Below are 17,488 nucleotides of genomic sequence, written 5' to 3'. Positions count from 1 at the left end.
CGCAACCGCGTCGTGGTCAGCCGCCGCGGCAAGTTCGGCGGCTACACCCTCGCCCGCCCCGCAGCGGAGGTGAGCTTCGCCGAAGTGATCCGCGTGATCGACGGGCCGCTGGCGCTGGCCCCGTGCGTCAGCCGGCTCTCCTTCCGCAAATGCGAGGACTGCCCGGACCTGGCGACCTGCGCCCTACGCGAAGCCCTGCTCAAGGCGCGCGACGCGACCTCCGAAGTCCTGGAGGGCTACAGCCTCGCCGACGCGGCGGCTTCGACCGGCGCCGAAGTGTTCGCGCACATCTGATCGGCCCCGCCGGTTCAACCCGTCGCGATGTAGGCCTTCAGGCCGTCGGCCTCGGCCTCGACCTCGGAGATCTTCCACTTCACGAGATCGCCGATCGAGACGATGCCGACCAGGCGGTCGGACACGCAGACCGGCAGGTGGCGAATCCGCCGATCGGTCATGCGGCCGAGCAGGGAATCCACCGTCTCGCTCGGATCCGCGAAGATCACGTCGTGGGTCATGACGCTGGTCACCGGCCGATCGAGCGCCCCAGCGCCTTCGCGGGCCACTGCACTCACCAGATCGCGCTCCGATACGATCCCGACCACCCGATCGGCGTCCAGCACCACCATCGCCCCGACCCTGCGCGAATGCAGCAGGGCGCAGATCGCGCCGACGGTTTCCGCTGGACCGACCGTGAACACGAGGTCGCCCTTGGCCTTGAGGATCTGAGACACAAGCATCTGCACGTTCTCCCTGACACCGTCAGGGAAGCGTCGCGCAGGACGCCAGCGAAATCAACGTTCTCGCGAAAACGTCAAGCTTGCTGGGCGCCCGCGACGCGGCCGAACGCGCCGACCAGCAGCAGCCCGGCGATGTAGCCGAAGATGTGCGCCTCCCAGGCGACGCCCGCGCCGCCCAGCCCTGGCGCGAAGCCGACCAAGGCCAGCAGCAGGTTCACCGCGATCCAGCCCAGCGTCATGCTGATCACCGGCGGGCTGAGGAACGGGCCAGGCGTCGGACGCCCGATCAGCCGCGCGGCCGCGCCCACCAGTCCGGCCACCGCGCCGGACGCGCCGATCATAAGCGTGGTGCTGCCGGGATTGACGAGGCCATAGCCCAGGCTCGCGAGCCCGCCACACAATAGATAAAAGACCAGGAAGATCAGCGCCCCGCGGGCGCTGGCGCCGAAGTAGCGCGCGACCGGCGTGCCGAACGCCAGCGCCGCGCCGCCGTTCATCAAGGCGTGCGCCCAGCTGCCGTGCAGGAAAATGGCGGTGAACAGCAGCGGCCAGCGCCCCTGCTCAAAGGCGGCCGAGGAGAAGGCGAAGTTCGCCAGCAGCCAGTTCTGCGGCAGGAACGTCTGCACCAGATAGCCGAGGACAATGACCATGGTGGCCACGACCGCAGGCCACGGCGCGTTGAAGATCGGCTGCCGCTCGTCGTCGCTCAAAACCCGCACTCCGCACCCGACCAAAGAAAAAGACCGGCGTTCACCTTATTCCGCTCGCCTTAACCAAATCGCGAGGGTCTGGCCCCTAGATACACTCAAGTTCGGCCAGTCTGAGTGCAATGTGCGGCTGGCCGTCGTCTTTTTCGGGGTGGGACTTCCCAAGGGTCATGGCCGCAGCACCTTTCACAGCTCTGCGCATGCTGGCGTTCGCCGGCGTGGCGAGCCTTCTGGGCGTCGCCACCGCGCAAGCCCAATCGATGTCGACCAATTCCGCCGACTTCAACGCCGGCTACGGCCGTCGCGCCGGGTCCGAGAACCACCCAGTCAACGTGTCCACCCGCGACGCCAACGGCAACCGGGTGATCATCGACGGCATCATCCAGTCGGGCGAGGACCAATCCAGCTTCGCGTTCGGTTCGGGTGCCGGGGAATCCTACTCCGGCGTCGGCTCGCTGGGCGGCGGCTCCACCGCGATCGGCAACAGCCTCGTGGTCGTCACCCAGGGCAACTACAACACGGTCATCGTCAACTCGTCGCAGACCAACAACGGCAACGTCTCGGCCGGCTCCACCCTGAACGGAGGCGTCGCACCCGATGGCCAATAGTTACGCCATGCGCGCCGGCGCTCTGCTCAGCGTCGCGGCGATTGCGCTGTCGGCCTGCGCCACGCCGATCGCCGGCCCGGGCGGCAACTACGCCCGCGCCATCGGCACGGCGACAGTGACGCCCAACCCGACCCCCTACTCCGACGCGCTGGTCTGTATGGCGGGCTTTGCGCGCAACACCGGCCTGGTCGCCCCTCGCATCGCCATCGGGCGCATCGCCGACTACACCGGCAAGTCGGAATCCGACGGGTCGGGTCGCAAGATCACCCAAGGCGCCTCGCTGATGGCGATGTCGGCCTTCGCCAAGGCCGGCATGCCTTTGGTCGAACGCTTCGACACCTCGGTCTCCGAGCTCGAACTGAAGTACGCCAACAACAAGCTGATCTCGGACACGCCGAACCCGGCGCCGGACCAGGCGGCCGAGTACCGCCGCATCCTGGCCGGCCAGGTCCCCGGCTCCGACTTCTATGTCGCCGGCGGCATCACCGAACTGAACTACAACATCCGCTCGGCCGGCATCGACGTCGCCGGCGGCGACCTCGACCCGACGGATCCCAAGGGGTCGTTCCGCGGCCGCCTGTTCGTGATGAACATCGGCCTCGACCTGCGCCTCATCAACACCCGCACGCTGGAGGTGGTCGACGTCATCTCCTACCAGAAGCAGGTGATCGGCCGCGAGGTCGGGATCGGCTGGTTCGACTTCCTGAACGGCAATGTCTTCGACATTTCGGCCGGATCGGGCGCGCTGGAGCCGATGCAGCTGGCGGTCCGCAGCCTGGTGGAACGCGCCGTGGTCGAGATGACCGCCAATCTTTACGGCATGCCGGGCCCGGAAGCCTGCCTCGCCTACGACCCGCTCGGCGCCATCGGTTCGGTCGGCGCCACCGGCGGCTATGTTCCCGCCTACAACAACCTGGGCACCAACAATGGTCAGACGCGCGAAGATCCTTCTCGTTGGAACGCTCGCCGCGACTCTGCAATCCCAAGCCGCTACTAGCCAGACCCAGCCGAGCGCGGCTCTCAACAACCAGCTCCAGTTCGGCGACGTGTTCAGCCAGCAGTCGCTGAACGTGGTCGAGGTCAGCGACTACACCCAGGGTTCGTCGACGGCGACCGGCAACGCCTACTCGGCCGCAGCCAGCCGCTACGACGCCGACATGCGCTCGTACCAGGAGACGCAGGGTCAGGTCGTAGCCGACACCCGGCTGGACGTCGCGTCGAACTCCGGCGCGACCACCAGCCTGACGACCACCGCCACCGGCAACTTCGTCCAGGCCACCGGCTACGGCGCGACCGTAACCGGCGTCTACACTCAGGCGACCAGCGCGAACGCGGTCACCGCCCACAGCCATACCGAGGCGCCCGGCGGCAGCACCGGCGAGATCGCCAGTTCGGTCCAGGCCGCCGGCAACGCCCAGGCGTTCGGACTCGAGTACGGGTCGGCCGGGGTGCGGACCAGCCAGTCCAACGCGGCGACCGTCACCACCGACGGCGGCGGGATCTATGGCTATGTCGCCGGAACGGCCAGCTTCGCGGCCACCACCGCCGCCAACGACGTCACCCTGTCCGGCGCCAACGGCTCCGCCGCGCGGATGATCGTCGACCAGAACAACGCCGCGCCGCTGACCCAGGCGGCGCAGTTCACCGCCTTCGCCAACGTTCAGGACGCGGTCACCACCGCTACGGCGTCGGGCAACAACGTCAATGCCGTCAACCAAGGCCATCTGCTCGACGTCACCGCGCGCCAGAGCAACCAGGCGTATGTTCGCGCCCAGTCGGCCTCATCAGCCTATCAGTACGGCTCGGCCTCGGCGTCGGCCTACGGCGTCGGCAACGCCATCGTGGCCGGCGACATCGGCGGTGAGCTGCTGCTCGACACCGTGCAGTCCAACGACGGCGGCGGCATCGAGGCCGTGGCTCAGTTCGACGGGACGGAGGGCTACGACGCCAATGTCAGCGCCACCGCTTACGGCAACTCGGTCATGGGCTACGCCTGTTCTGACTGCCAGGGCCGGCTCGACGTCAACAATGACCAGATCAACAACGCCGACGTCGGCGCCCAGAGCGTGGTCAATGTGACGTCCGGCCGATCGGCGCGCGGCGTGGCCAATGCCGTCGGCAATTCGGCCACCTACTACGTCAGCCGTCCTTCCGGCCAATAGCCGCCTTTCTGCGCCGCAACCGCGCCTTGCGAAGGCCATCCTCGCCTGCGCATGGTTTCCGCTCCACTGGTCTCGGATCCGTAACACCTGATGCGACGTCTCTTCGGCGCGGCCTCCGTGCTCGCTATCGCCCTGTCCCTGCCCGTGGACGCCTCCAGCCTCCCCTTCCCAAAGCTGGGACGCGACAAGACGGCGGCGGCGGCGGAAGCGGCGCCGGCGGCGCTGAAGCCCGGTGAGTGGGCCCAGGCCAAATCAGACGTCGCGCCCGACCCGACCATCCGCTTCGGCGCCCTGCCCAATGGCATGCGCTATGCGATCCGCAAGCAGTCGATCCCGGCTGGCCAGGCGGCGATCCGCCTCCGCATGGACGCCGGCTCGCTGATGGAGACAGACGCTCAGCAGGGCCTGGCCCACTTCCTCGAGCACATGGCCTTCAACGGCTCCAAGGCCGTGCCCGAAGGCGAGATGATCAAGATCCTCGAGCGATTGGGGCTGGCCTTCGGCGCCGACACCAACGCGTCGACCAACTTCGACGAGACGGTCTACAAGCTCGACCTTCCGCGCACGAACGACGAGACCGTCGACACCGCCCTGATGCTGATGCGCGAGGCGGCCGGGAACCTGACGCTTGACCAGGGCGCCATCGACCGGGAGCGCGGCGTGGTGCTGTCGGAGGAACGCGCCCGCGACACCCCGCCCTACCGCATCTACAAGGAAAGGCTCGACTTTTTCCTGAAGGGCCAGCGCCCGCCGACCCGCTATCCGATCGGCCAGGTCCAGGTGCTGGAAACCGCTCCGGCCTCCGAGTTCACCGATTTCTACCAGCGCTACTATCGCCCCGAGCGGGCGGTGCTGGTGGCCGTCGGCGACTTCGACGTCGATGCGATGGAGGCCAAGATCAAGGCCAAGTTCGGCGACTGGGCGCCCACCGGTCCGGCTGGCGAGGCTCCGAATCTGGGTCAACTCCAGCCGCGCAAGACCGAAGCCAAGCTGGTCATTGAAGCGGGCGCGCCGCTGTCGATGCAAATGGCCTGGATGCGCAAGCCGAACCTGGCCGCCGACACTCTCGCCAAACGGAAGGCCGATCTTGTCGAGCAGCTGGGCTTTTCGGTGGTCAACCGGCGCCTGCAGCGACTGGCCCGCGCCGGTCAGCCGCCGTTCCTCGCTTCCGGCGTCTTCAAGAACAACGAGTACAACGCGGCCGAGGCCACGCTGCTGATCGTCAACGCCGAACCGGGCCGCTGGCGCGAGGCGCTGGCCGCCGCCGAACAGGAGCAGCGGCGCGCCGTTCAATACGGGGTCCGCCAGGACGAGCTGGACCGTGAGATCGCGGAGTATCGCGCCAGTCTGAAGGCAGACGCCGCCGGCGCCGCGACCCGCACCCCGGCGCAACTGGCTGGCGAGATCGTCGGTTCATTGGCCGAGCGCGAAGTGGTCACCGATCCGGCCCAGGACCTGGCGCTGTTCGAAGAGACCGTGAAGGATCTGAAGGCCGACAAGGTGTCGGCTGCACTGAAGGCCAGCTTCGCCGGCGAGGGTCCGCTGCTGTTCATGGCCTCGCCCCGTCCGATCGAGGGCGGCGAAGCCAGCGTGCTGGCCGAGTTGGAGGCCTCGCGCAAGGTCGCGGTCGCCGAGCCGTCGGCCGCCGTCGAAGTCGCCTGGCCCTACACCTCGTTCGGCGGCGCCGGGAAGGTCGTCGAGACCAAGGATGCACCGGACTTCGACACCACGTTCGTGCGCTTCGAGAACGGCGTGCGGCTGACCATCAAGCCGACCCGCTTCAAGGACGACGAGGTGCTGGTGCGGGTGAATGTCGGCGACGGCCGGCTCGACCTGCCCAAGGACGCCCAGAGCCTGGGCTGGGCCTCCGGAGCGTATATCGAGGGCGGCCTGAAGCAGATCAACGCCGAGGACATGGAGCGCGTGCTGGCCAGCCGCGTCTACGGCGCGCAGTTCGGCGTCGCCGACGACGCCTTCGTGCTCAGCGGATCCACCCGTCCCGAGGACCTGGACGTCCAGCTGCAGGTTCTGACCGCCTATGTCGCCGAACCGGGCTGGCGGGGTGAGGCGTTCAAGCGACTGCAGAGCGCATTCCAGACCGCCAACGATCAATACGAGTCCACCGACTCCGGCGTGCTGAGCCGCGATCTGGCGCTGCTGCTGCGCGACGGCGACAAGCGTTGGGCCTTCCCGAGCCGCGACCAGATCGCCGACGCCAAGCTCGACGACTTCCAGAAGATGGTCGCCCCCGCCCTGGCCGATGGCCCGATCGAGGTCGTGATCGTCGGCGACACCACGGTCGAGAAGGCCACGGAGGCGGTGGCCCGCACTCTGGGCGCCTTGCCGCCCCGCGCGGGAACGCAGGTCCCTGCCGCCCAGCGCGAGGTCGGCTTCCCCGGCGGCGTTCAGCAGCCGGTGGTCCTGACCCACAAGGGCCGCGCCGATCAGTCGATCGGCTACCTCGCCTGGCGCACCAACGACTTCTTTGCCGACCCGCAGAAGGCGCGCGACACCGCCGTGCTGGGGGAGATTCTCGAGCTCCGCCTCGTCGAGGAACTGCGCGAGGCGCAGGGCGCGACCTACTCGCCGAGCGTGGTCTACAGCCACAGCATGGTCTGGCCGCGCTGGGGTTATGTCTCGGCGAGCGTCGAGATTCCGCCCGCCAAGCTGCCCAACTTCTTCGCCGACGTGAAGAAGATCGCCGCCGACCTGCGCGACAAGCCCGTCACCGCAGACGAGCTGGCCCGCGCCAAGAAGCCGCGGATCGACCAGATCGAGAAGGCCCGCGAGACCAACGGCTACTGGCTGTCGGAATTGTCCGGCGCGCAAACCGATCCGCGCCGGCTGGACGCCACCCGCGGCCTGATCCCTGGCACCGAAAGGGTTACCGCCGCCGACGTGCAGCGCGCCGCCCAAGCCGTGCTGAAGGACGACGCGATGTGGATGCTAGAGGTCGTGCCCGCCAAGAAATAGGGAACGGCGCCGATCGTCGCGCCGAGCGCGGCATACCGTCATATGGTCAAGCTGGCGGCGGGCTGGCTCTATCCTCCGGCGAATCCGCGGCGCTGTCGCGGGACTGGAACGGCAGTCGGGGGGTATCGCCCGTATCAGCGACCCCGTCGTCTCGATCTTGCGCGCACTCCGCGTTGCGCCAAGATCGCCCCTCGAAGGGGCGAGCATGCTGCCGTTGGATCACATCGCGTTTCAGGGGCCGGACCTCCCTGCCCTGGCCCAGGCGTTCGCCGCCCTTGGCTTCACGGTCTCGCCGCGGGGCTTCTATACATCGCCCGATCAACCTGACGCCCGCTGGGACAGCCACTGCGTCTTCATGGATCGCGGCTGGTTCGACCTGTTGCACGCGCCTGGAGCGCCCGCCGCGGTCGCCCCCGGCGGCACGCTGTTCCTGACCTCGGACCTCGACGCGGCGGCGGCCCGCCTGGGCGACATGCGGCTGGCTCCGGCCTATCGGCTCGTCCGCGGCTGGGAGGACGAGCATGCCCATGAATCGTTCAAACTGCTTTCGATCCGCGAGCGCATCGCACCGCTGGGGCTGGCGGTCATCGAGCACGCCTACCCATGCGCCGACGCCCTGCCGCAATGGTTCTCGCACCCCAACACCGCGATAGAGGCGGCCGGGTTGATCTTTGCGGGCGCTCAGCCGGGGCCGTTGGCGCAGGTCGCCGACGCGGTCCTGGACCTGACGGCGTTCGAATACTGGGAGCCGCAACGGTTCAGCGACGCCTTTGGCGAGCACGTCGATCGCGCCGTCCGCGTCCGCGTCGCCTCGCTGGCCGCGGCGCGCGCGGCCTTGGCCGGCGATTTTGCGGTCCAGGAATCAAAAGGGCGGCTGCACGTGGCGCCGCCCTCGCCGCTCAGCTGCGGCTTTCAGTTCTTAGAGGCCTAGTAGATGTAGCCGCCGACGCCGCCGTCCAGGCTCAGCGAGCCGCTGACGGTTTCGATGCGCTCTTCTTCTTCGCGATAGGCGGTGTAGGTCTCGATTTCGGTGATGGTCAGCACCTTCACGCCGGCGCCGAAGCGGCGCAGCAGCGAGCGCTCGTTGCAGTCGCGGGCCGGGGTCTGACGGCGGCATTCCAGCTTGCCGTCGCGGCCGTGATAGAGCGCCTGGCCCTTTTCGCAGGCCATGGTCTTGCCGCCGCTGAAGTCGACCTTGCCGCTGAAGTCGGCGATGGTCGCCTGCAGCCAGGTGCCGGCGATGCAGCGGTAGAGCTCGCCCTCGAATGACGAGGCGATGTCGCGGTCGGGACGGACCTGCGAGGCCGGGTGCGGGATCTGGCGCGCGTCGATGCAAACCGCCTGGATCACGACCTGACGCGTGCGCATGCGGCTGGCTTCGTAGGGCACGCGGCGGATGCGGCTGCCCGCATCGACATTGAGTTGAACCGAGCCGGTGACCATCGGCGGGGTGTAGCCGCCGTTGTAGCCGCCGCCGTAGTAAACGGCCGCGCCTGCGCTGGCGCCAGCTCCCGCCCGGGCGCCGGCCGAGGCGCTGGCCACCGCAACGTTCACGTTGGAGACGTGGACGTTGATGTTCGGACGACCGGGGTCGCCGCAGCAAGGTGTCGTGGGCGGAGTCGGCGGCGGCGGCGGCTGGGTGCAGCACGGCGGCGTCGGCGGATTACAGCATACCGGCGGCGGTGGCGGCGGCGCGCAGCATTGCGCCGAGGCGCTTTGCGGCCCCACGAGCAAGAGAAGGCCAAAGCCGAGCATCAGGCCCAGCAAGGTCGAACGCGTCTTCATGGATGGCCCCTCCAAAGGCCAGCCGGCCGCCGCGGCGCAACTGCCGATCTACGCAGTAAAGCTTATGCGGCTTAAGAATCTCTGAGCCTCGCCAAGGTTCGGCGTCTCGTTCTGGCACGGCGGCGACTTGGCACGGATTTGCTTGCAAGCCCCATGCGGTCGCTGACGGCCGCCGCGGAGGCGTCGAGATGTTCCATTCGAACACGCAGCAGATGATCGATTACTGGCGCAGCAAGTGCGGCGTCGCCGGCCTGCCCGTTCGGGCCGATATCGATCCCACCGAGTTCGCCAAGCTGGCGCCGCAGGCCTTCGTGCTCGGGCGCGAGGCTTCGGGCGTCTATCCGGTGCGGCTGTCGGGCGGTCTCGTGTCCGACCTGCATCGGCGCGACCTGCGCGGCCGCAACTTCCTGACGCTGCTCGACCCGCTCGGCCGCCATGAGATCCAGACGGCTCTGGAAACCGGACGCCGCCGCCCGGAGCCTGTCGTCGCGCGCATCGATGCGCTCAGCGACACCGCTACGCTTGAACTGGAACTACTGTTTGCGCCGATCGCAGGTGGGCCCGGTTCTCCCGAACGCTTCCTCGGTCTCTATCAGCCGATCTCACTGGTCGCCGCCTTGGGAGACGAACCGCTGCGCCAGCTGTTCGTCCGCGAAGTCCACGGCGTGGGCCCGGCCAACGAAGAAACCAACCGGCTGCGACTGGCGACCCTCGACGGTCGCTGGGTCGCCTGAGGCCTCAAAGTGCTTCGCCGGCGTCATCCAGTATCCGGGACACGGCCTCTTCGGCTCGCACGCGGGCGTTGGGGGCGCGGAACAGCTTCGCCTGCTGCTGGAACGCCAGGCTGACCCCGACCAGTTCGAAGACAATCTGCCGGCAATAGTCCGGCGGCGCCTTGCCGGCCTTGGGCAGGTCGGCAGCCACGCGGACCAGGGTCTCGTGCCATTCACGCTGAGACTCGACCAGCCGATCGCGGATGGCGCCGGGACGGTCGTCGTACTCCTGGGCCGACACCGCGAAGATGCAGCCGCGCATGTCGGGCTCGCCTTCCAGCCAATCGAACCAACGACTGAGCAGGGCGTCCATCCTCGCCCGGCCGCGCGGCATCGCGAGACTGGGTTCGACAACGCGGCTGCTGAACCGCGCGATCGCTTCCTCAAGCACCGCCAGTTGCAGCGCTTCTTTGGAGCGGAAGTGAGCGAACAGGCCGCTCTTCGACAGCTCCAGGCTGTCGGCCAGCGGGCCGAGCGACAGCCCCTCCAGCCCGACCGCAACGGCCTGCTGGAGGGCCCGCCCGACAATAGCCTCTCGTGTCGCGGCGCCCTTTTTCATGCGCCGCACATTAGCACGATCGGTCGTTTTTTCAAGAATCCTTGGCCGACGCCTTGTCCAGGGTCGCCAGGTCCTCGGCCGTCAGGGTCAGCCGCGCCGATCCCATCAATTCGTCCAGCTGCTCCAGGCTGGTGGCCGAGGCGATCGGACCGGTCAGGCCGGGCTGGGCCATGACCCAGGCCAGCGCGACCTGCGCCTGCGACGCCGTGCGGGCGGCCGAGACTTCGTCCAGGGCGGCGAGGATACGCATGCCGCGCGCGTCCATCATCCGCTTCACGCCCTGGCCGCGCGGGCTCTTCGAGAGGTCCGCCTCGGTGCGGTACTTGCCGGTCAGGAAGCCGGAGGCGAGGCCGTAGTACGGAATCACCCCGACTTCGTTGTCGATGCAGACCTGCTGCAGGCCGCTCTCGAAGCCGTCGCGCGAGTAGAGGTTATAGAGCGGCTGCTCGCTATTGTAGCGCGGCAGGCCCTTGGCTTCGCTGATCTCCAGCGCCGACTTCAGACGCTCGGGCGTGAAGTTCGACGACCCGATGGCGCGCACCTTGCCGGACTTCACCAGGCGGTCGAACGCCTCGGCGGTTTCTTCCTGCGGGGTGTCGGGATCGTCGCGGTGCGATTGGTAGAGGTCGATGTAGTCGGTCTGCAGGCGCTTGAGCGAGGCTTCCACCGCTTCGACCATGTACTTGGCCGACAGCCCCTTCATCCCCTCGCCCATTTCCGAGCCGAGCTTGGTCGCCAGCACGATCTTGTCGCGCTTGCCGCCCTGGGCCAGCCACTTGCCGATCACCGTCTCGGACGCGCCTCCGCCGGCCGGGGCCCAGCGCGAATAGACGTCGGCCGTGTCGACCATGTTGAAGCCGCCGGCGACGAACGCGTCGAGCAACTTGAAGGAGGTGGCCTCATCGGCGGTCCACCCGAACACATTGCCGCCGAGCACCAGCGGCGCGACCTTCAAATCGGACTTGCCCAGTTTGCGCAGTTCCATCGTCGCCTCCCATGAAATTATTGAAAATATAAAGAAAAAGGCCCCCTCCTTTCGGAGAGGGCCAAATAATAGCGCTAAGCGGCCTTCTGGTCGTCCTCGTAGACCGGCGCGTCCTCCGCCGGCAGCGCGGCCCGGCCGCGGATCACATCCGAGATCTTCTCGGCGATCATGATCGTGGGCGCGTTGGTGTTGCCGCCGACCAGGGTCGGCATGACCGAGGCGTCGACCACGCGCAGGCCTTCGATCCCGCGCACCTTCAGTTCGCCGTCGACCACAGCCATTTCGTCGCCGTCCGAGCCCATCTTGCAGGTGCCGACCGGGTGATAGATCGTCTCGGCGTGCTTGCGGATCCAGGCGTCGATCTGCTCGTCGGTCTCCACGTCCTTGCCGGGGAACAGCTCCTCGGTTCGATAGGGATCAAGCGCCGACTGAGCGGCGACTTTGCGCATCATCCGCACGCCCTCGCGCAGGGCCCGGCGGTCTTCCTCGGTGGCGAGGTAGTTCGCGAAAATCGCCGGATCGTCGGTCGGATCGGCCGAGCGCAGACCAACGCGGCCGCGGCTTTCGGGGCGCAGCTGGCAGACGTGGAAGGTGAAGCCGTCCTTGGGAACGGCCGTGTTGCCGTGGTTCTGCATGATCGCCGCGACGGTGTGGACCTGCAGGTCGGGGCGGTCGAGATCGGGGCGCGACTTCAGGAACGCGCCCGATTCCAGGAACTGCTGGCGCCCCAGGCCCTTGCCGAAGAAGGCGTAATTCATGCCGATCGCCAGGGTCTTGATCAGGCCCTTGCGCAGCGAGTGGGCGGTGATCGGCTGCGGGCACTCCCAGGACATGGTCACGTCGAGGTGGTCCTGCAGGTTGGCGCCGACGCCCTTCAGCGCCTTCACCACCGGAATGCCGAACTTGCCGAGCTCCTCGGGGTCGCCGATGCCCGACAGCTGCAGGATCTGCGGCGACTGCACGGCGCCGGCCGACAGCAGCACTTCCTTGGCCGCATGGACGACGTGCTTCTGGCCCGACTTGGCGTCGATGTACTCGACCCCGGTGGCGCGGCCGTTCTCGATGACGATCTTGCTGGTCCGCGCGCCGGTGATGCAGGTCAGGTTCGAGCGCGACAGGGCCGGATGCAGATAGCCTCGGGCGGCGCTCCAGCGCTGGCCGTCATGGATGGTCAGCTGGTAGGGACCCCAGCCTTCCTGCTGGAAGCCGTTGAAATCGCTGGTGACCTTGAATCCCGCCTGACGGCCGGCCTCGACCGTGGCCGAGTAGATCGGGTTCGGGGTCGAGGCCTTGGAGACCTTCAGCGGACCCGCGCCGCCATGCCAGGCGTCGCCGCCGCCCTCAAGGCTCTCCGAGCGCTTGAAGTAGGGCAGCACGTCTCGATACGACCAGCCCTGCAGGCCCATCTGGCGCCACTGGTCGTAGTCGCGGGCGTGGCCGCGGATGTAGATCATCCCGTTGATCGACGAGGAGCCGCCCCAGCCCTTGCCGCGCGGCCACCACAGCTTGCGGTCTTCGAGGTTCGGTTCCGCCTCGGTCCAGAAACCCCAATTGTAGGTCCCCGGCTTGCCGATCAGGGCGCCGACGCCGGCCGGCATCTTGACCAGGATCGAACTGTCCTTGCCGCCCGCCTCCAGCAGCAGAACCTTGACCTGAGGATCCTCCGTCAGACGGTTGGCGAGCACGCATCCGGCGGACCCCGCGCCAATGATGACGTAGTCGAAGCGATCCATGTGTTCCGTCCCTAAACACTGTTAAGTTAGCCGCACACTGGCCGAAGCCCGGACGAGAGACAAGTGCCGCAGAACCCTGTTTTTGGGCGCCGCAGCGGCAGGTTTTGGCCCCCTCACTTCAGGAATCTGCCGGACGGCATGACGCCTTGAGTGCGACTGAGTTTCATGCGCCAATGGACTTCGGCGGCAATCTGGTCCTAACGACAGTCCTATGAGCGCCCAGCAGACGGCCTCGGCTGAAGGCGAGCACCGCCTCGTCCGAGGCCTGAATCATCAGGTGACCGCCGGCTTGACTGTCGGCGCGATCGTCTTCCTCGCGGCGATCGCGGGAATTCTGCTGCGCCCCAGCGGACACCTCAGCACATTTTGGGCGGCGAACGCGATCCTGCTCGGTCTGCTCGTGCGCCGCCCGGACCTGGCGACGCCTACCGGCTGGCTGGCGGCGGCCGCAAGTCTCATCGCCGCAGACACCATCACCGGCAGCGGCTCGACGCGAACCCTGCTGCTCACCGCCGGCAACCTGGCCGGGGTGATGACCGGCTATCTGCTGTTCAAGCGCCTTTCGCCCGAGGACCGCCGGCTGCAACGGCCGGCCTCCCTGCTGTCGGTGACGCTGATCGCGCTCGCGGCCTCAGCCGCCACCAGTGTGCTCGGTGCGGCGGTCAACGCCCTGCTGTTCCACCGCGATCCGGTCAGCGGCTTCTTCATCTGGTTGGCGACGGAGTTGGCCAACTACATCGTCGTGCTGCCCGTGGCGCTGACCTTCCCGCGCCCGTCCGAGCTGAAGTGCTGGTTCGTGCGGACCTTCACGACCGTTCCGCAGTTGCGGACGGTCGCGCCGCTGGTCCTCTATCTGATCAGCCTGGCGATGGTGCCCTCGGTCGGCGGCCCTGGCGCCCTGGCCTTCCCGGTCCCGACCCTGCTCTGGTGCGCGCTTACCTACAGTCTGGCGGCCACCACCCTGCTGACCCTATCGTTCGCGGTCTGGAGCCTGCTCTTCCTGTCGACCGCGTCAGCCTCGATGGGCTTTGCGTCGGTGATGGGCTTCGACCTGATGTCCCTGCGGCTCGGCGTCATGCTGGTCGCTCTGGCCCCGATCACCGTCGCCGGGGTCATGGCCAGCCGCAACGCGCTGCTGCGGGAGGCCGAGCTCGCCCGCCGCGCGGCCGAAGAGGCGATGGCCGCCCGCACCCTGCTGCTGGCGACGATGACTCACGAACTGCGCTCGCCGCTGACCGCCGTCGTCGGCTTCTCCGGGATGATGTCGCGCCAGGCCTTCGGGCCGGTCGGACACCCGAAGTATCTCGACTATGCGCAGTCCATCGAGATCGCCGGCTCGCATCTCAGCGAACTGGTCACCGACCTGCTCGACACCGCCAAGATCGAAGCCGGGCAGATCGAACTGTCGCCCTCCCCGGCGTCCAGCCGCGAGATCGTCGAACAGGCCCTGCGCCTGGTCCGGGGGCTGTCGATCGAGGCCGGCGTCACGGTGGTGATGGAGCCCGGGGATTGGCCCGACGTCCATGTCGACCAACGCGCCGTGAAGCAGATCCTGATCAACCTGCTGGCCAACGCCGTAAAGTTCTCGCCGCCCTCCGGACTGGTCGAGGTCTCCTCGGAGACCAAGGACGAGCGGCTGGTCATCTGCGTCAAGGACTTCGGCCAGGGCATCCGCGAGGAAGACCTGGCCATTCTCGGCCGCCCGTATGTCCAGATGGGCGATCGGGTGTCCCGCTCCGAGGGCTGGGGCCTGGGCCTGGCCCTGTCGCACGACCTGATCGAGCGGCATGGCGGCCGACTGGAACTCGAGAGCAAGCTGGGCGCGGGCACCCGCGCCTGCTTCGACCTCCCGCTGGCGGAGCCCGAGCCCGAGCCCGAAGCCCGGGCCGCCGGCGTCGCCCGCTAGTCCCGCGAGAGCGCGGTCTCGGGCATCTCGATGTCGATCTCCAGGGTCGACACCTGGTCTCCCCGGTCGAGCTTGACCACCACGCGGTCGCGATCGATCGGGATGTGCTTGGCGATCACGGCGAGGATCTCCTGCTGAAGGATGGCGGCGAGGTCCTCGCCGCCGCCCAGACCGCGCTCGTGCGCCAGCAGCAACTGCAGCCGATCGCGCGCCACCGGGGCCGAACGCCGTCCCCGGCCGAAGAGGTTGAGCAGGCTCATGCGACCGCCTTTCGGCCGAACAGCCGGCTCATGAAGCTCTGACGCTCCTTGGGGACGCTGACGGCGACGTTGTCGCCCATCAGCCGGCGCGCCGCTTCGCTGTAGGCCTGTGCGGCCGGCGACCCCGGATTGTGCAGGGTCACCGGGCAGCCGACGTTGGAGGCGCTGAGCACGTCGGGACTTTCCGTCACGATGCCGAGCAGCGGGATCGCCAGGATCTCCAGCACGTCGTCGACGCTCATCATCTCGCCCTTGGCGGCGCGGGCCGGGTCATATCGCGTGAGAAGCAGGTGCTTTTCCACGCGCTCGCCGCTCTCAGCGCGCTGGGTCTTCGAATCGAGCAGGCCGATGATGCGATCGGAGTCGCGCACCGAGGAGACCTCGGGATTGGTGACCACCACCGCCAGGTCGGCGTAGCGCATGGCCAGGGTCGCGCCCTTTTCGATGCCGGCCGGGCTGTCGCAGATCACCCAGTCGAACTGCTCGCGCAGATCGTCGATGACCCGGCCGACGCCCTCCTCGGTCAGGGCGTCCTTGTCGCGGGTCTGGGAGGCCGGCAGCAGGCTCAGCGTCTCCACCCGCTTGTCGCGGATCAGGGCCTGGGCCAGCTTGGCGTCGCCCTGGACCACGTTGACCAGGTCGAACACGACCCGCCGCTCGGCCCCCATGACCAGATCGAGGTTACGCAGGCCGACATCGAAGTCGACCACCACCACCTTCTGGCCCGCCTGGGCGAGCGCCGCGCCCAAAGACGCCGAGGACGTGGTCTTGCCCACGCCCCCCTTACCGGACGTGACGACGACAACCTTGGACATGACTCACCGTTCCTTCCCCTCGCCCCACGACGAGCAACTCAACTAGCCGAGCGCCGAGAGACGCAGCGCGCCCCGGTCGCAGCGGATCTGGACGGCCTGGCCGTGGAGGTCGGGCCCCCAGTGCTCGGCCGTCCGGTACAAATGATCGACGCCGACAAGTTCGGCCTCGAGCCGGCGGCAGAAGATGCGGGCCTCGGCGCCCGTCCGCAGGCCGGCGATCGCCCGCCCCCTCAGGGCGCCGTAGACATGGATCGAGCCCCCGGCGAGCACCTCTGCCCCGGAGGCGACGGGCCCGACGATGGTCACGTCGCCTTCTTCGAAGATCACCGACTGACCCGAGCGCACCGGCCGGTCGATCAGCAGCGACGGCGCAGCCGGCGCAGGCGCGTCGGACGCCTCCGGCGCGACGGCCGCGGCCACGTCGCTGCGGGCCTTACGCGCGACATTGCCGTGGAGATTGGTCGGCAGATGCGACCAGGGCGTGCCGCCGAGCGCCGCCGGCCGCAGCCCCTCGACGCCGATCAGCTTCAGGCCGCGCGCATTGAGCCCATCGAGCGCGACCAACACCGCCTCGGGTCCGACGCTCTCGAGCGCCGCGCCCAGATCAACGACGATGGGGCGGTTGTCGAACAGCGCCGCCGAGGCGTGCATCTGCTCGTCGAGCGCCGCGAACCACTGCGCGAACGGCGCCTCCGGGGCCAGGATCAGCGCCATGACGCTGCGCCCGCGCACCCGGATCTTGGGCAACTCGAACGTCTCGGCGTTCACGTCGCGCGGCCTAGGGCACAGGGCCAATTGTCAATGTGCGCGCTCATGACGCCTCCGTCCGAACTGGGGGACAGGGGTCCCCCTCCGGGCGCTCCCTGGCGTCGTAAGTTCAAGATTCGTGGGGCTTTCTTGCGGCCTGATCCCGCCGCAGTTTCGGCGCCATGAGGTCAAGCTTCAACGCGCAGGGCGGCGGAACTCCATGATCCAGTTGGTCTCCCAGGTTGCGCCGTCGTCATACGAGAAGGCCTGGCTCCAACGCGGCGTCTCGGTATCGGTGCCGCTCCAGTCAAAGAGGACCTTCACTGGCCGCCCGTCATCGACGTCGTCGCCGGCGAAGACGCCCTTGCCATCCTTGAACCGGCCGTAGACCGGCGGCTGCAGTTGGCCGTCCTTGGAGTTGATCCAGTAGATCGCCCAGCGATCTTCGCCTGGCTCGTAGAGACGCAGGGTCATGCCCTTGAAGCCCTTGGTCGGGAAGTCGCTCTCGTCGATCGAGACCGCGCCTCCCATCCAGAGCTCGGCCTTTTCGTAGGACGGGAAGACCTCCCAATCGTCGGAGCCGACCCCGCGGACCTTCAGCCGCCGGTTCGTGACGTCCCAGTCGCCGTGATTGAAGTCGAAGTCGTGCGCGGAACCCATGGGCTGATCCTCCTGCTTGAGCCGCGCCGGGTTTAGCCAGGCGCTGCTGCCAGCAGAGTGTCAGCAGCCTGTCAGGAC

General features: G+C 68.0%; 18 protein-coding genes (1 of these 18 running past the window's edge). 8 read left to right on the top strand and 10 right to left on the bottom strand.

All coding sequences use genetic code 11. The features are described from left to right. On the top strand, positions 1-294 hold the 3' portion of the coding sequence (locus ACSQ2H_RS06690; protein WP_436060666.1) for an RrF2 family transcriptional regulator. Its footprint begins 144 nt before the window's first position; the window shows 294 of its 438 coding nt (coding positions 145-438); its start codon lies off the left edge, out of view; it ends in the stop codon at positions 292-294. A gap of 14 nt (positions 295-308) precedes the next feature. On the opposite strand, the gene ACSQ2H_RS06685 is transcribed toward ACSQ2H_RS06690, so the two are convergent. Next, a complete protein-coding gene (locus ACSQ2H_RS06685) occupies positions 309-737 on the bottom strand; it encodes a CBS domain-containing protein (protein ID WP_436060665.1) in 429 nt (142 codons plus the stop codon). A gap of 74 nt (positions 738-811) precedes the next feature. Further along, positions 812-1,447 (bottom strand): rhomboid family intramembrane serine protease, encoded by a 636-nt coding sequence (locus ACSQ2H_RS06680; RefSeq protein ID WP_436060664.1) that lies wholly within the window; start codon positions 1,445-1,447, stop codon positions 812-814. A 167-nt stretch (positions 1,448-1,614) separates the two neighbouring features. Between ACSQ2H_RS06680 and hfaA the strand changes: the two genes are divergently transcribed. The 5 genes from hfaA (at position 1,615) to ACSQ2H_RS06655 (ending at position 8,118) form a co-directional block, all read left to right on the top strand. After that, complete coding sequence (hfaA, locus tag ACSQ2H_RS06675; protein ID WP_436060663.1) at positions 1,615-2,052, top strand: holdfast anchoring protein HfaA; 438 nt, start codon at positions 1,615-1,617, stop codon at positions 2,050-2,052. Positions 2,053-2,059: 7 nt separating this feature from the next. Further along, entirely contained in the window at positions 2,060-3,049 is a 990-nt protein-coding gene (hfaB, locus tag ACSQ2H_RS06670) for a holdfast anchoring protein HfaB (protein ID WP_436063552.1), read from the top strand. Beyond that, positions 2,979-4,214, top strand: coding sequence for a holdfast anchor protein HfaD (gene hfaD, locus ACSQ2H_RS06665; RefSeq protein ID WP_436060662.1), 1,236 nt, complete (start codon positions 2,979-2,981; stop codon positions 4,212-4,214). Before hfaB ends, hfaD begins: the two co-directional genes overlap by 71 nt. Positions 4,215-4,304: 90 nt before the next feature. Then, positions 4,305-7,187 (top strand): M16 family metallopeptidase, encoded by a 2,883-nt coding sequence (locus ACSQ2H_RS06660; RefSeq protein WP_436060661.1) that lies wholly within the window; start codon positions 4,305-4,307, stop codon positions 7,185-7,187. A 205-nt stretch (positions 7,188-7,392) separates the two neighbouring features. After that, positions 7,393-8,118: a hypothetical protein gene (locus ACSQ2H_RS06655; protein ID WP_436060660.1), complete on the top strand. Its 726-nt coding sequence runs from the start codon at positions 7,393-7,395 to the stop codon at positions 8,116-8,118. Here the strand turns inward: ACSQ2H_RS06655 and ACSQ2H_RS06650 are convergent. Further along, on the bottom strand, positions 8,115-8,972 hold the full coding sequence (locus tag ACSQ2H_RS06650) for a hypothetical protein (protein ID WP_436060659.1): 858 nt from the start codon (positions 8,970-8,972) through the stop codon (positions 8,115-8,117). The genes ACSQ2H_RS06655 and ACSQ2H_RS06650 overlap by 4 nt on opposite strands. A gap of 188 nt (positions 8,973-9,160) precedes the next feature. Here ACSQ2H_RS06650 and ACSQ2H_RS06645 point away from each other — a divergent pair, with 188 nt between their 5' ends. After that, entirely contained in the window at positions 9,161-9,706 is a 546-nt protein-coding gene (locus tag ACSQ2H_RS06645) for a PAS domain-containing protein (RefSeq protein ID WP_436060658.1), read from the top strand. Positions 9,707-9,710: 4 nt separating this feature from the next. Here the strand turns inward: ACSQ2H_RS06645 and ACSQ2H_RS06640 are convergent, their stop codons facing one another. From ACSQ2H_RS06640 to ACSQ2H_RS06630, 3 genes are all read right to left on the bottom strand, one after another. After that, positions 9,711-10,304, bottom strand: a complete 594-nt coding sequence (locus ACSQ2H_RS06640; RefSeq protein ID WP_183773767.1) for a TetR/AcrR family transcriptional regulator — start codon at positions 10,302-10,304, stop codon at positions 9,711-9,713. Positions 10,305-10,335: 31 nt separating this feature from the next. Beyond that, the gene (locus ACSQ2H_RS06635) at positions 10,336-11,289 is read right to left on the bottom strand and encodes an aldo/keto reductase (protein ID WP_436060657.1); all 954 of its coding nucleotides are present in this window, start codon (positions 11,287-11,289) and stop codon (positions 10,336-10,338) included. 74 nt (positions 11,290-11,363) lie between these two features. Continuing rightward, complete coding sequence (locus ACSQ2H_RS06630; protein WP_436060656.1) at positions 11,364-13,022, bottom strand: choline dehydrogenase; 1,659 nt, start codon at positions 13,020-13,022, stop codon at positions 11,364-11,366. A 211-nt stretch (positions 13,023-13,233) separates the two neighbouring features. Here ACSQ2H_RS06630 and ACSQ2H_RS06625 point away from each other — a divergent pair, with 211 nt between their 5' ends. Beyond that, positions 13,234-14,928: an ATP-binding protein gene (locus ACSQ2H_RS06625; protein WP_436060655.1), complete on the top strand. Its 1,695-nt coding sequence runs from the start codon at positions 13,234-13,236 to the stop codon at positions 14,926-14,928. Here the strand turns inward: ACSQ2H_RS06625 and minE are convergent. The 4 genes from minE to ACSQ2H_RS06605 form a co-directional block, all read right to left on the bottom strand. After that, complete coding sequence (gene minE / locus ACSQ2H_RS06620) at positions 14,925-15,188, bottom strand: cell division topological specificity factor MinE (RefSeq protein ID WP_183773760.1); 264 nt, start codon at positions 15,186-15,188, stop codon at positions 14,925-14,927. The two genes, ACSQ2H_RS06625 and minE, sit on opposite strands and share 4 nt — an antisense overlap. Further along, on the bottom strand, positions 15,185-16,003 hold the full coding sequence (minD, locus tag ACSQ2H_RS06615) for a septum site-determining protein MinD (RefSeq protein ID WP_436060654.1): 819 nt from the start codon (positions 16,001-16,003) through the stop codon (positions 15,185-15,187). The genes minE and minD overlap by 4 nt, the downstream gene beginning before the upstream one ends. A gap of 42 nt (positions 16,004-16,045) precedes the next feature. Further along, complete coding sequence (gene minC / locus ACSQ2H_RS06610; RefSeq protein ID WP_436060653.1) at positions 16,046-16,771, bottom strand: septum site-determining protein MinC; 726 nt, start codon at positions 16,769-16,771, stop codon at positions 16,046-16,048. Between the two features lie 174 nt (positions 16,772-16,945). Further along, a complete protein-coding gene (locus ACSQ2H_RS06605; RefSeq protein ID WP_436060652.1) occupies positions 16,946-17,410 on the bottom strand; it encodes a DUF1579 domain-containing protein in 465 nt (154 codons plus the stop codon). Positions 17,411-17,488: the final 78 nt, after the last annotated feature.

Origin of the sequence: Phenylobacterium sp. LjRoot97, assembly GCF_964254345.1 — a bacterium.
Classification (GTDB): Bacteria; Pseudomonadota; Alphaproteobacteria; order Caulobacterales; family Caulobacteraceae; genus Phenylobacterium.
Note: the sequence above shows the minus strand (reverse complement) of the source record. Positions and strands in the feature narration are given on the sequence as shown.